The sequence below is a fragment of the Ferrimonas sp. genome (genome assembly GCF_048263965.1).
Classification (GTDB): domain Bacteria; phylum Pseudomonadota; class Gammaproteobacteria; order Enterobacterales; family Shewanellaceae; genus Ferrimonas.
The window spans coordinates 40401-53390 of sequence record NZ_JBLXDO010000027.1 but is presented as its reverse complement, the minus strand read 5'-3'; the positions used below and the strand labels follow the sequence as shown (position 1 = coordinate 53390).

General features: G+C 59.1%; 13 protein-coding genes. 1 reads left to right on the top strand and 12 read right to left on the bottom strand.

Features of this window, described 5'->3' with window-relative positions; genetic code table 11:
* Positions 1-111: 111 nt before the first annotated feature.
* The 8 genes from der to ACN0RV_RS17855 form a co-directional block, all read right to left on the bottom strand.
* Entirely contained in the window at positions 112-1602 is a 1491-nt protein-coding gene (gene der, locus ACN0RV_RS17890; protein WP_417349759.1) for a ribosome biogenesis GTPase Der, read from the bottom strand.
* Between the two features lie 63 nt (positions 1603-1665).
* Positions 1666-2853: an outer membrane protein assembly factor BamB gene (gene bamB, locus ACN0RV_RS17885; protein ID WP_417349757.1), complete on the bottom strand. Its 1188-nt coding sequence runs from the start codon at positions 2851-2853 to the stop codon at positions 1666-1668.
* 11 nt (positions 2854-2864) lie between these two features.
* Positions 2865-3473: a YfgM family protein gene (locus tag ACN0RV_RS17880; protein ID WP_286340283.1), complete on the bottom strand. Its 609-nt coding sequence runs from the start codon at positions 3471-3473 to the stop codon at positions 2865-2867.
* Between the two features lie 13 nt (positions 3474-3486).
* Positions 3487-4764, bottom strand: a complete 1278-nt coding sequence (gene hisS / locus ACN0RV_RS17875) for a histidine--tRNA ligase (protein WP_417349754.1) — start codon at positions 4762-4764, stop codon at positions 3487-3489.
* Positions 4765-4850: 86 nt separating this feature from the next.
* The gene (gene ispG / locus ACN0RV_RS17870; RefSeq protein WP_286340285.1) at positions 4851-5966 is read right to left on the bottom strand and encodes a flavodoxin-dependent (E)-4-hydroxy-3-methylbut-2-enyl-diphosphate synthase; all 1116 of its coding nucleotides are present in this window, start codon (positions 5964-5966) and stop codon (positions 4851-4853) included.
* A gap of 8 nt (positions 5967-5974) precedes the next feature.
* Entirely contained in the window at positions 5975-6946 is a 972-nt protein-coding gene (locus tag ACN0RV_RS17865) for a RodZ domain-containing protein (protein WP_417349752.1), read from the bottom strand.
* Positions 6943-7716 carry a type IV pilus biogenesis/stability protein PilW gene (gene pilW / locus ACN0RV_RS17860; protein ID WP_417349750.1) on the bottom strand — a complete coding sequence of 258 codons (774 nt, stop codon included), beginning with the start codon at positions 7714-7716 and terminating at the stop codon, positions 6943-6945. Before pilW ends, ACN0RV_RS17865 begins: the two co-directional genes overlap by 4 nt.
* 29 nt (positions 7717-7745) lie before the next feature.
* Complete coding sequence (locus tag ACN0RV_RS17855) at positions 7746-8864, bottom strand: bifunctional tRNA (adenosine(37)-C2)-methyltransferase TrmG/ribosomal RNA large subunit methyltransferase RlmN (protein ID WP_417349748.1); 1119 nt, start codon at positions 8862-8864, stop codon at positions 7746-7748.
* 156 nt (positions 8865-9020) lie between these two features.
* On the opposite strand from ACN0RV_RS17855, the gene ACN0RV_RS17850 reads away from it, so the two are divergent.
* Complete coding sequence (locus ACN0RV_RS17850; protein ID WP_417349746.1) at positions 9021-10076, top strand: CNNM domain-containing protein; 1056 nt, start codon at positions 9021-9023, stop codon at positions 10074-10076.
* A gap of 69 nt (positions 10077-10145) precedes the next feature.
* Here the strand turns inward: ACN0RV_RS17850 and ndk are convergent, their stop codons facing one another.
* The 4 genes from ndk to hypA form a co-directional block, all read right to left on the bottom strand.
* Positions 10146-10577: a nucleoside-diphosphate kinase gene (ndk, locus tag ACN0RV_RS17845; RefSeq protein WP_286340290.1), complete on the bottom strand. Its 432-nt coding sequence runs from the start codon at positions 10575-10577 to the stop codon at positions 10146-10148.
* Between the two features lie 117 nt (positions 10578-10694).
* Entirely contained in the window at positions 10695-11249 is a 555-nt protein-coding gene (locus tag ACN0RV_RS17840; RefSeq protein ID WP_417349744.1) for a hypothetical protein, read from the bottom strand.
* Positions 11250-11485: 236 nt separating this feature from the next.
* The gene (hypB, locus tag ACN0RV_RS17835; RefSeq protein WP_417349742.1) at positions 11486-12580 is read right to left on the bottom strand and encodes a hydrogenase nickel incorporation protein HypB; all 1095 of its coding nucleotides are present in this window, start codon (positions 12578-12580) and stop codon (positions 11486-11488) included.
* Between the two features lie 2 nt (positions 12581-12582).
* Positions 12583-12924 carry a hydrogenase maturation nickel metallochaperone HypA gene (hypA, locus tag ACN0RV_RS17830; protein ID WP_028110941.1) on the bottom strand — a complete coding sequence of 114 codons (342 nt, stop codon included), beginning with the start codon at positions 12922-12924 and terminating at the stop codon, positions 12583-12585.
* Positions 12925-12990: the final 66 nt, after the last annotated feature.

The following is a 12990-nucleotide window of genomic DNA, read 5'->3' as shown; positions in this document are numbered from 1 at the left end:
TTGGGTTTGTTTGGCGACTACACAATAACCTTTCCAGCCGTTTTCGTATCTAGTTCCCGCTAATGTGCGAAGAACCTAAAAAAGGCCCCCGATTGGGAGCCTCATTTGCCATCAGCGGCGATTCTTCAGATGACCCAGCACCCGTCTGCGCTGCTTGAGATCTTCGCCACTCAAACGCTTGCGACGGTTGTCGAAGGGGTTCTCACCCTCCTGGAACTGAATGCGGATGGGGCTGCCCATGATCTTCAGCGACTTGCGGTAGTAGTTCATCAGGTAGCGCTTGTAGGAATCCGGCAGGTTCTTCACCTGGTTGCCGTGCACCACCACGATGGGCGGGTTGTAGCCGCCTGGGTGGGCGTACTTCAGCTTGATGCGGCGACCGTGGGACATGGGCGGCTGGTGATCGTCCACCGCCATCTTCATGACCTTGGTCAGCAGCGAGGTGCTGTGACGCTGGGTGGCGCTGGCATAGGCCTCCTGAACCGACTCAAACAGGTGACCCACACCGGTGCCATGCAGGGCGGAGATGAAGTGCACCCGGGCAAAATCGATGAAGCCCAGACGGCGATCCAGCTCCCGCTTGATCTCCTCTTTGACGTCATTGGAGAGGCCGTCCCACTTGTTCACCGCCAGCACCAGGGCCCGGCCGGCGTTGAGCACGAAGCCCAGCAGGGAGAGATCCTGATCGGAGATCCCTTCACGGGCGTCGATGGTCAGCAATACCACGTTGGCCTCTTCGATGGCCTTCAGGGTCTTGATGACGGAGAACTTCTCTACGGTCTCGTGGACCTTGCCACGACGGCGAACCCCGGCGGTGTCGATCAACACGTACTCTCGATCGTCGCGCTCCATGGGGATAAACACCGAATCACGGGTGGTGCCGGGCATGTCGTACACCACCACCCGCTCCTCGCCGAGGATGCGATTGGTCAGGGTGGACTTACCCACGTTGGGACGACCGACGATGGCCAGCTTGATCGGCTGATCCTGCAGACGCTTGGCCTCGGCCTCGGCGTCCTCTTCAGTCAGGTTCTGCTCCTCTGGGGACTCGTCGAAAAACGCTTCCTCACCGTCATCCTCATCACCGTCGCCGTGCTGACCGGCAAACTGCTCCACAAAGGGCTCCAAGGCACGGTAGATCAGGGCGCTGATGCCGCGGTTCTGAGCGGCGGCGATCTGGTGGATCTCGCCCAGTCCAAGGGAGTAGAACTCACCACAGGCGGAGTCGGCATCGATGCCGTCGGTCTTGTTGGCCACCAGGAACACCGGCTTCTCATTGCTGCGCAGGTGCTGGGCGATCGCCTCGTCGGCCACGGTCAGTCCGGCCCGGGCATCCACCAGGAACAGCACCACATCCGCTTCCTCGATGGCCGCCAGGGACTGCTCGGCCATCTTGGTCTCGATCCCCTCTTCGGTGCCATCGATACCGCCGGTATCCACAACGATAAACTCATGCTCACCCACGTTGGAGCGACCATATTTGCGGTCCCGGGTAAGGCCGGGGAAGTCCGCCACCAGGGCATCCCGGGTACGGGTAAGGCGGTTAAACAGGGTCGATTTGCCCACATTCGGACGCCCGACCAGGGCTACCACTGGCATCATGGAGAACAACCTCTCAAACAAAAAACGCCCCCAGGATTGGGGGCGCAGTATTTTAGCAGTGCCTTAGCCTATTGTCACCACGGCGATGCGACCACTTCGTGTCTGCAGGAACACCTTGTTCCCTTCGACCCTCGGCTGGCTGTAGAGGCCGGAGCCATCGATCTGACGACGCCCCACCAGCTTGCCGGTTTCCCGGTCGAGGATATGCAGGTAGCCTTCGAAGTCACCCACCAGCAGGAAGTCACCCAGGACCGCGGGGCCGGTGACCAGTCGTCCGGTCAGCTCGGAGTTGGCCCAGGTCTCCAGACCATTGAGGCGGTTCACCGAGTAGATGGTGCCGTCGCTGCCGGTCAGGTAGAGGTCGTTACCCTCCAGATCCATCGGGGTATAGCTGGAGTACTGACGCTTCCACTTGATCTGACCGGAGCGCACCTCTACCGCCGCCAGGTTGCCATTAAAGGCGCTGGCGTACAGGGTGGTGCCCAGCACCAGAGGTTTGGCGTCGGAATCCACCATGCGATCCAGTTCGTTGGATCCTGAGGCTTCCGCCAGCTTGGCTTCCCAGATGGGCGCACCCTGCTGGGCAAAGATCGCCGCCAGTTTACCGTCGGCGGTGCCCACAAAGGCGGCCCCCTGAGTGGTGGCGGCGGCACTGGTGCCACGCAGCACCAGGGAAGGCAGGGTCAGTTCGTAGGTCCACTGCTCTTCACCGGTTTCCACATCGAACGCCTGAACCTTACCGGCGCCGGTGTTGACCACCACCTTGGCATCCACCACTGTGGGGTCAGACAGCAGCTCACCCCGGGTCTGAGCCTGCCACAGCACTTCACCGCTGTTCTGGTCCAGGGCAAACAGCACACCGTTTTCGCTGCCGACAAACACCTTGTCGAAGCCGCTGCTCAGGCCGGCGGAGAGACGGGCACCGTTGTTCTTCTTCAGAACGCCGGTGGCGAAGACGCGGCGCAGGTTTTGCTGCCACAGTTCCTTGCCATTCTCCTGGTCAAAGGCGGTGATCAGGCCGAAACGCTCAGCCACAAACACCTTGCCATAGGCCACTTCAGGGGAAAGGCTGGACCAATACTCACCAATGCCGTCACCGGCACCGGTATCCCAAACCACGGTAGTGGCCACGCTGGAGTCGAGCTCCGGCAGCGGCGAAATCTCCACCTTGGCATCGTCATCACTGGAGGCACAGCCCATCAGAGCCAGGACCATCAGTCCGGCCAGCCATCCTTTTCCTGCCTTCACCATCCGCGCCATCCTCAGTTTGCCAGATCGTCGAGCTTCATCTGCAGCGCGGGGCTGCGGCTGCCGGCGGTCAGGGCCGCCTGGTAAGCGTCACGGGCTCCCTGGAGGTCACCCTTCTGCTTCAGCAGATCGCCCTTGAGCTCATCACGCTGGCCGGCAAACGCCTCACCAGTGATGGTGTTCAGGGTCGCCAGAGCCTCATCGCTCTTGCCCAGAGCCAGTTGCACCCGGGCCAGACGCAGGTCCACCAGGGGCTTGATGTCGGCATCGATGCCGGCGGCCACGTCGCTCAGGCGCTGTTCGGCCTGGGTCAGGTCACCGGCGTCGGCGGCGGCCTTGGCCAGCATCAGCGAGGCCAGATCCGCATAGGCGGAATCGCCGTGGCTCAGCTTCAACTCATCCACGGCGGCAGCCAGGGTGTCACGGGCACCGGCTTTTTCCACTGTGGCATCGAATGCGGCAGAAGCGGCTTCCTCCTGACCTACCTGGTACTCCTGGTAGGTGTTCCAGCCGAACAGGGCGGCCAGACCAATGGCGGCGCCGCCGATGATGGAGTTACCATACTCCTTCCAAAACGACTTAATCGCTTCTACCTGTTGTTCTTCGGTGCTGTAGATTTCCACTTGGTCAGTCCCCTTAAGCGTTCACCAAAGAGGGCAACAGACTGGCCAGCTCTTCCCGGCTGACCTGACGCTGTTCGCCCCCGGCGCGAAGCGGTTTCACCGTCACCACGCCCTGTTGTAATTCGTCTTCGCCGATGATCAGTGCCACGGTGGCACCACTCTTGTCGGCGCGTTTCATCTGTTTCTTAAAGTTGCCGCCACCGCAGTGCATCATCACTGCCAGGTCGGTGTCCCGGCGCAGATCATCCGCCAGGGCCATGGCGCTGCCCAGGGTGCCGGCGCCCATGGCGCACACATAGAGATCCACGGGTGCAGGCAGGGCATCAAATTTGCCCAGGGTATCCAGCAGCAACACCAGGCGCTCGATGCCGGAGGCGAACCCCACTGCCGGAGTGTCTTTGCCTCCCAACTGGCCCACCAGACCATCGTAGCGGCCACCGGCCAGCACGGTGCCCTGGGCACCCAGGCTGTCGGTGATCCACTCGAACACGGTGTGGTTGTAATAGTCCAGGCCACGCACCAGTCGAGGGTTTACCGTGTATTGGATGCCGGCGCCGTCCAGCAGTTCACACAAAAGTGAAAAATGTGCCTTTGACTCTTCACCCAGGTGATCCATCAGGGCCGGGGCGTCCGCCAGCAGCACCTGAACTTGCTGGTTCTTGCTGTCCAGTACCCGCAATGGGTTAGTGTACATGCGGCGCTGGCTGTCTTCATCCAGCTGCTCTTTGTGCTGCTCCAGGAAGGCCACCAGGGCATCACGGTAGGCGGCGCGCTCTTCGCTGGTGCCCAGGGTGTTGATCTCCAGGCGTACGGTCTCGGCAATCCCCAGATGCTCCCACAGGCGGGCGGACATCATCAGCACTTCCGCGTCGGCGTCGGCGGTGCCGATACCATAGACCTCCACACCAAACTGGTGGAACTGGCGGTAACGGCCCTTCTGAGGACGCTCGTGGCGGAACATGGGCCCCATGTACCACAGGCGCTGCTCCTGGTTGTAGAGCAGGCCATGCTCGTTGCCGGCACGCACGGTGGAGGCGGTGCCCTCTGGGCGCAGAGTCAGGGAGTCACCATTGCGATCTTCGAAGGTGTACATCTCCTTCTCGACAATGTCGGTTACCTCACCAATGGCGCGCTTGAACAGGCCGGTCATCTCTACGATGGGGGTCCGGATCTCCTGATAACCGTAGCTGGCAACGGTGTCACGCAGGGCCGCTTCTACCCACTGCCACTTGGCGCTCTCGCCAGGGAGGCAATCGTTCATGCCGCGAATGGCTTGAATCTGTTTACTCACGTTTCTCTCTTTCTGGATATAAAAAGACCCCGCGTCCCATCGGGCGCGCCCGAACCCGGGACGCCATGTGGGTCACGCAGGGGTGATTACTCTTTGACTTCCTTGACCGCGATCTGCTGCTCCTTGATGGCAGCCTGCTTGCGGATCCGCTCTTCCAGCAGCTCCACCAGCTGATCGTTGTCCAGACGCTCTTTCTGGCGTTCACCGCCGAGATAGAAGCCACTCTTTCTGTTGCTGCCCGCCAGGCCCAGGTCCGACACCAGGGCTTCACCGGGTCCGTTGACCACGCAGCCGATGATGGACACATCCAGGGCGGTGGTCACATCTTCCAGGCGCTGCTCCAGGGCATTGACGGTACCGATGACGTCGAACTCCTGACGGGAGCAGGAGGGGCAGGCGATGAAGTTGATGCCGCGGGAGCGGATGCGCAGGCTCTTGAGAATATCAAAGCCCACCTTCACCTCCTCCACGGGATCCGCCGCCAGGGACACCCTCAGGGTATCGCCGATCCCCTCGTTGAGCAGCAGTCCCAGGCCGATGGCGGACTTCACCGCGCCGGCGCGTTGACCACCGGCCTCGGTGATCCCCAGGTGGATGGGCTGCTCGATGGCATCGGACAGCAGGCGGTAGGCGTCCACCGCCAAGAAGACATCGGAGGCCTTCACACTGACCTTGAAGTTGTGAAAGTCCAGATCCTGCAGGATCTTAACGTGACGCATGGCGGATTCCACCAGTGCGGCAGGTGTGGGTTCACCATACTTCTCCTGGATGTCGCGCTCCAGGGAACCGGCGTTAACACCGATGCGGATTGGGATATTGCGCTCACGGGCAGCGTCCACCACCGCCCGGATCCGCTCTTCGTTACCGATGTTACCCGGGTTGATCCTCAGGCAGTCGGCGCCATACTCCGCCACCTTCAGGGCGATGCGGTAATCAAAGTGGATGTCCGCCACCAGAGGAATGGTGGTCTGTGCCTTGATCAGCTTGAACGCCTCTGCCGCCTCCATGGTGGGTACGGATACCCGGACGATGTCGGCACCGGCCCGCTCAATGGCCTGAATCTGTGCCACGGTGGCGTCCACATCTGTGGTGCGGGTGTTGGTCATCGACTGCACCGAGATGGGGGCTCCGCCCCCCACTGGCACATTGCCCACCATAACCTGGCGGGTGGGGCGACGCTTAATGGGAGATTCGTGTTGCATGGGACACCTTAATTGGCCAGGGTGATTACCGCCACCCGTCCTGGGCGGTAACCGGACATATCAATGGGGTTGCCGTTAAAGCTTAGGGACACCACTTCCGGCGCCCCAACGCGCAGCTTCATGGGGGCCTTGCCCTCCAGGGCGGTCTGGTAACCGCTGCGCTTGAGCCCCTCCATCAGGGTGTTGCCATCCGCATCCTTGAGCAGCATCCAGCAATCTCCGGTCAGGGTCAGGCTGACCTTATCCAGTGCGAGCTGAGGCGCGGCAACGTCAGCCTGTGGCTCGTCGGCCGCCAGCTCATCCGCCTCAACGGCTTGAGTGACCTGCGGCTGTTGAGTGGGCTCGGCACTGAGCTGATCAGGCTGGCCCTCATCAGAACTCATTGGGGTCTGGTCTTGGACCTCAGGCTCCACCACCTCCGGCGAGGCATCCAGAGTCTGCGCCAGGGTCTGCTGTTCCACCGGCTTCTGGGGCTGGGGCACCAGCTCGGCGGCACTGCGACGCTCAGGCTCGCTGCTGACAATGGAGGGAAGGGAGATCTCGCTGCTGGTCTCCAGCAGGGACTGGGGCTTGGAGACCCACCACCACACCAGCAAACCCACCAGGGCCAGGACGATGGCCCAGGTCAGCAGCATCCAGCGACTGTCGCGCTGCTGCTTGGAGGTGCGACGGGAGAAACTCTGCATGTTGGTTTCGGCTTGAGAGTGAGGCAACGCCGACAGGGCCAGGGCGATCTGCTTTTCGCTGACGCCCACCAGTCGAGCATAGTTGCGCACGTAGCCGCGAAGATAGGTGGTGGTGGTACCGGACTCGTAGTCGTCGTTCTCGATCCCCTCAACCACAGAGCGGCGCAGGCTGAGACGCTGAGCCACCTGTTGGGTGGTCAGGCCGCTGGCCTCCCTGGCGGCCCGCAACAGGGGGCCTGGGGTGATCACCGTACTTTCTTCTTGTTGTTCTTGGTGTTGTTGATTGTCATTCATTGATAATTCTTTGCCCGGTATGCCTTAGCTTGTTCCGAATCTGGGTATTTCACCAGCAGCTGGGCGCCAAATTGTCTGGCCGCCTGCCACTGCTGCGCCCGGCGCTCAATCTCCACTCCCAACCATAGGGAGGGTGCCGTGGCGACCGCTGTCCCGTGAAATTGGGACAGAGCACTCCTGGCTTGGGGATAATCCTGCAGGCGAAACGCCAATTCTGCCAGTTCCAGCCATAAGCCGATACGACCAGGATCATACTTTAATGCCGAATGAAAGTATTGAACCGCAAGGGGTTCACGACCCACTTTCAAGGCACACCGCGCCAGGTTTTCAAAGCTGCTTCCCTGTTTCGCGTACCCGGGCGAAGCGATGGCAGCCAGCAACTGCTCTTCGGAGGCGTCAAACTCCAGCCGTCGGCAGAGAAACACCCCGTAGTTGTTATGCACATCGGCGCTGTCGGGGTGCAACTTGAGCAGGTGCTCGTATGTTTCCCTGGCTGCAGGGAGATCCTCCACCTGTTCATAGTAATAAGCCAGGGTCAGATGAGCCTGCATCGAATCACTGTCGTGCTCGAGTGCCCGCTCCAGGTTTCGCCTGGCCGCTTCCATTTCGCCTCGTTCCAGATAGCCTACCGCCAGCGCAACCCGTTCCCGAGCTGCGGATGCTGCGTCCAGACTGCGGTCACCGTCGGCGACCTCTCTGCCGTCCAGAGTGGTCTGGGTGACGCAGGCGGTTAACAGGGCAACACATCCCAGGGCGATCCATGCCTTCATGCCAACACCTTGTCAGCTTGAGTAGTGTATTAACTCATTTTTACCGAAATTTGTTCACCATGCATGCGTTTTTTCAGCATACGCTTGGTGCGGTCCCGAACATCGCCCACCAACTGGCCGCAGGCCGCGTCGATGTCGTCGCCTCGGGTCTTACGTACAATAACGGTATACCCCTTCTCCATCAACACCTTGGAGAATCGGTCAATCCGGGAGTTGGAGCTCTTGCCATAGGGGCTGCCAGGGAAGGGATTAAAGGGGATCAAATTGATCTTACAAGGGGTATCCTTCAGCAGCTCCGCCAGTTCGTGGGCCTGGTCCATGGAATCGTTGATGTGGTCCAGCATCACGTATTCGATGGTCACCCGCCCTTTGTTGGCAAATGATTTACCCAGGTAACCGCGAACGGACTCCAGGAAGGTAGCGATGTTGTACTTCTTGTTGACCGGTACCAGCTCGTCCCGCAGCTCATCGTTGGGGGCGTGCAAACTGATGGCCAGGGCCACATCGATCTGGTCACCCAGCTTATCCAGGGCAGGCACCACGCCCGAAGTGGAGATGGTCACCCGACGCTTGGACAGGCCGAAGCCGTAGTCGTCCAGCATGATGTCCATGGCAGGCACCACATTGGTCATATTCAGCAGCGGCTCCCCCATGCCCATCATCACCACGTTGGAGATGGGACGCTCCTGACTTTTCCCGGAGAGACCCAGGTAGGTGGCCACGCGCCACACCTGACCGATGATCTCGGCCACGGTCAGGTTGCGGTTGAACCCCTGTTGGGCGGTAGAACAGAAGCTGCACTCCAGGGCACAGCCCACCTGAGAGGAGACACACAGGGTCGCCCGATCATCTTCAGGGATGTATACGGTCTCCACCTCCTGGCCGTTGCCCACATCGATGGCGAACTTGATGGTGCCATCGGAGGAGTGCTGACTGTCGGCGATCTCAGGTGCCTGGATGACCGCCACCTCATTCAATTTGGCACGCAGTGCCTTGTTGAAGTTGGTCATCTCATCAAAGTTGTCCTGGCCGAAGTGATAGATCCACTTCATCATCTGATCGGCGCGAAACGGCTTTTCGCCCAGTTCGGCAAAAAACTCACGCATCGCTTTGCGATTCAGGTTTAAAAGGTTGACCTTGTCAGTCATCTCAGTGCTCCTCGACTCCAGCCCGGAAAATGGCGCGCAATTGTACAGGCTAATCCCCCCGAAAGTCCACCATGACGGGGTTTCGCGGAGTTCAGCCGGTATCCAGCCATATCATGATACACTAGAGCTCATTACGACTGTTTCTAACCTGACTCAATGATACTGTTAGTTAGCTATATTCTTGCCGCCATTGGCGTTTCCTTTGTGTGCAGCGTCTTCGAAGCGGCCCTGCTCAGTGTGACACCCAGCTATATTGCCAACCTGAAAAAGAGCAATCCCAAGGCGGCTGCCCGTCTGGAAAAACAGAAAGAGGACGTTGAGGCGCCGCTGGTGGCGATCCTTACTCTCAATACCATAGCCCATACAGCGGGCGCTGCCGGTGCCGGTGCACAGGCGGCCAAGGTATTCGGAGACGATCTACTGGGTCTGTTCTCCGCGGTGCTGACCCTGGCCATTCTGTTCTTCTCCGAGATCATCCCCAAGACCCTGGGCGCCAACTACTGGCGCTCCCTGGCGCCGTCGGTGTCCCTGGCGCTGAACTGGATGGTGACCCTGACCAAGCCCCTGGTTTGGCTCTCCCTCAAGGTGACCCGACTGATGGGTAAGGGGGAGCAGGGACAGTACATCCGTGCTGAGATGTCTGCCATGGCGGACATTGGCCACCAATCCGGTGAGCTGGAGGAGAAAGAGTCCAACATTCTCAAGCAGTTGCTCAGTGCCCGGGAGGTTCCGGTGACCGCAGTAATGACCCCCAGAACGGTGATCCATGCGGTCAGCCAGCACATGAGCCTGGCCGATTTCGTCCGCGAGCAGTCCGAGGCGCGCTTTACCCGGATTCCGGTACACGACGAGGAGCGGGACGACATCGTGGGTTATGTGCACCGCAATGAAGTAATGCTGGCCGAACGCAGCAATCCAAACAAACCTTTGCGCACCCTCAAGCGGCCTATCCTGGCCCTGCCAGAGGGAACCCGTCTGATGGCGGTGTTTGAGCAACTGCTCAAACGCCGGGTGCAGATCGCCATCGTGGTGGATGAGTACGGCAGTGTCTTGGGTCTGGTGACCATGGAGGACATCATCGAGTCGCTGCTGGGTCTGGAAATCGTCGAGTTCAGCGATCCTGCCGCAGACATGCAGGATGTGGCCCGTAAGCTGTGGGAGCAGCGCAAGAAGCAGCGGGGAATCACCCTCAGTGACAACGACTCGGCCTGATCCGGTTCTGGCAGATGCAACACACAAAAAAAGCGCCCCTAGGGCGCTTTTTTTATTTCTGCCTGACACTTAGCGAGTGCGTGGGCAGATCTCTTCCTGAGTGAAGAAGTAGGCAATTTCGCGCTCGGCGGAAGCCAGGGCATCGGAGCCGTGTACGGCGTTCTCATCGATGGAGTTGGCGAAATCGCTGCGCAGAGTACCGCGAGCGGCATCGGCAGGGTTGGTGGCACCCATGATTTCACGGTTAGCCAGAACGGCGTTCTCACCTTCCAGAACCTGAACCATGATAGGACCGGAAGTCATGAAGTCTACCAGGGCACCGAAGAAGGGACGCTCCTTGTGCTCAGCGTAGAAACCTTCGGCTTGCTCACGGCTCAGGTGAACCATCTTGGAAGCCACGATCTTCAGGCCAGCATTTTCGAAACGGCCGTAGATGGCGCCGATCAGGTTCTTGGCTACAGCGTCAGGCTTAACGATGGAAAAAGTGCGTTCAATCGCCATTTTTCTCTCCATATTTAGGGTCGGTGTGTTGTTTGGCGCGGATTATAAGGCAAAACCACCCAAAGATCCCTACTTAAATCACGTTCAGGATCATTGCGGGTGGTTCAGCGATCACGTTTAGCGCAAATATTTGACACCGATCCACATGCAGTGCTCGTCACAGCGGCGCTTCATGCGGCTGACAAACCCGAGGCCGTTGCCAATCTCGATGGCTTCGTCCAAGGAGGAGCTGGAGTCTGGATGGGATTGAGGAAGAGCAAGGAGGAGGCGACCGCACTTGTCCAGCAGGCGCCAGGAGAACTGGATCTCCCTGGCCAGATCGCTGCCCGATTCGGTCATCGCCCCCAGCCAGATCACCGCCTGATAGGCGACATGCTTGACTGCAGGCCCTCGAACTTGAATAGAAACACTAGGAAGATCAGCATATTGCTGCTTTAACATGGCGGAATCCATGACGTGATCCGTCAGTATGTCGATGGCCCCGGTATCACCAACCTGCTTCGCCAGTACCCGAACAAAGCCCTCTTCACAAGGGGAGATCACCAGCACACGCTCACCGCGCTTAAGTGCCAACTTCCTTAGGATAAACTTGTACTTCCACTCAGGAAACGCATCATTCGAACCGTCAGAATGACAAACAAAAGAGTGGGTTTTGCGGACTTCTTGTTGCATTGTTATTTCCGCCCCAATTATTTTGATTTGAGCAATTTATCGCCAAACAGCCCCGACAGCCTGGTCAGCGATTACACAACATACTTCCTTGCTGGCTAAAAAAACAACCTTTTTTTGCCCTCAATGAGACATAGCGGCAGTTTTGATTAGCTTGTTAAATGAACTGACGCAGATTTCGTGTCCAAGTCCCTAAAAAACAAAAAGCCGGCTCAATCGAGCCGGCTTCACCTTTACGTTCAGCGTTGCTTTTGCAACCAGTCAATCCACTCATCCATCCCCTCACCCGTGGTGGCGGAGGTGCAGATCACCTGGATATCTGGATTGACCTTACGAGCGTTGTCGATGCAGGCCTGAACATCGAAGTTTAGGTGGGGCAACAGATCCACCTTGTTCACCAACATCAGGTTGGACGCGGCAAACATGTCGGGGTACTTAAGTGGCTTATCTTCCCCTTCGGTGACGGACAGAATGGCCACCTTATGGCGCTCACCCAGGTCGAAGCCCGCGGGACACACCAGGTTGCCCACGTTCTCGATGATCACCAACTCGTCCTTGTCCAGATCCAGACGATCACAGGCAGAGCCGATCATCGCCGCGTCCAGGTGACACCCCTTGCCGGTATTGACTTGGATGGCACGGACACCGGTCTCACGAATCCGGTCCGCATCGTTGGCGGTCTCCTGATCCCCTTCGATCACCACCACCTTGTCATCGGCCAGGCGACGGCAGGTTTCGGTCAGCAGGGTGGTCTTACCTGAGCCAGGGCTGGACACCAGGTTGACCACCAATTGATTGGCCTGATGGAAACGCTTGCGGTTTTCGGCGGCGAGGGCGTCATTCTTGCCCAGGATATCCTGCTCAATCTGTACCATCCGTGCCTGGGACATGCCGGGAGCATGGGCGTGAGCCGGCCCCTGGCCGTAGTGGAGGTTGTCGCCCTGATGTTCCGGAGCAAAGGCCTCAGCCTTGTCATCGTGATGATGGTGATGGCCGTGGTCATGAGAATGGCCATGATCATGGCTGTGACCATGCTCGTGGCCGTGGCTATGACCATGCTGATGGGCCGCCTCACCATGAATATGGTAGTGATAATGATGCTCTACATTACCCTGGTGGTGATAGTGGTGATGAATGATGGTCGGCTCGGCAGTGGCGTGGTGAGCATGGCCGTGGTGATGATCATGAGCATGACTGTGGCCATGGTTATGGCTGTGGCCGTGACTGTGGTCATGGCTGTGGCCATGCTCATGATGGTGGTGGTGACCGTGGTCATGGCTATGACCCTGTTCGATCTTTACATTGCCTTCGGCACAGCCGCATACGGTGCACATGGTTACTCTACCTCTAATGATTTGACGCGCATCTGGGTGCCTCCCACAACCTGCAGCGAGTATCCGCTGCACTTGGGACAGGGCTGCCCACGCCGTGACAGGGGAACCTCCACGGCACAATCGAAACAGTAGGCGGTGCCAGGCACCGACTCGATGGAAAGGCTGCACCCTTCAGCCAGGGTCTCCCTGGTGATCACATCAAAGCTGAACTCCAGCGCTTCCAGCTCTACCCCGGCCAGCTCCCCAACCTCGAGGCACACCTCTTTCACCTTGGTGAACTGCTGCTTCTGGGCCTCGCTCTCCAGGATCTGTACTATCCCTTCAGCCAGTGACATCTCGTGCATCTTGCCTTCCCGCTCTAGACCTTATCGGCCTGTTACTGGTTGATGGCTGCCCCTGCAGCAACCCTA

Coding starts and splice junctions, on each gene's coding strand:
- der (WP_417349759.1), bottom strand. CDS start 1,602: ATGATGCCAGTGGTAGCCCTGGTCGGGCGTCCGAATGTGGGCAAATCG.
- ACN0RV_RS17855 (WP_417349748.1), bottom strand. CDS start 8,864: ATGACTGACAAGGTCAACCTTTTAAACCTGAATCGCAAAGCGATGCGT.
- ispG (WP_286340285.1), bottom strand. CDS start 5,966: ATGCAACACGAATCTCCCATTAAGCGTCGCCCCACCCGCCAGGTTATG.
- ACN0RV_RS17865 (WP_417349752.1), bottom strand. CDS start 6,946: ATGAATGACAATCAACAACACCAAGAACAACAAGAAGAAAGTACGGTG.
- ndk (WP_286340290.1), bottom strand. CDS start 10,577: ATGGCGATTGAACGCACTTTTTCCATCGTTAAGCCTGACGCTGTAGCC.
- bamB (WP_417349757.1), bottom strand. CDS start 2,853: ATGGTGAAGGCAGGAAAAGGATGGCTGGCCGGACTGATGGTCCTGGCT.
- hypB (WP_417349742.1), bottom strand. CDS start 12,580: ATGTGCACCGTATGCGGCTGTGCCGAAGGCAATGTAAAGATCGAACAG.
- hypA (WP_028110941.1), bottom strand. CDS start 12,924: ATGCACGAGATGTCACTGGCTGAAGGGATAGTACAGATCCTGGAGAGC.
- ACN0RV_RS17850 (WP_417349746.1), top strand. CDS start 9,021: ATGATACTGTTAGTTAGCTATATTCTTGCCGCCATTGGCGTTTCCTTT.
- ACN0RV_RS17840 (WP_417349744.1), bottom strand. CDS start 11,249: ATGCAACAAGAAGTCCGCAAAACCCACTCTTTTGTTTGTCATTCTGAC.
- pilW (WP_417349750.1), bottom strand. CDS start 7,716: ATGAAGGCATGGATCGCCCTGGGATGTGTTGCCCTGTTAACCGCCTGC.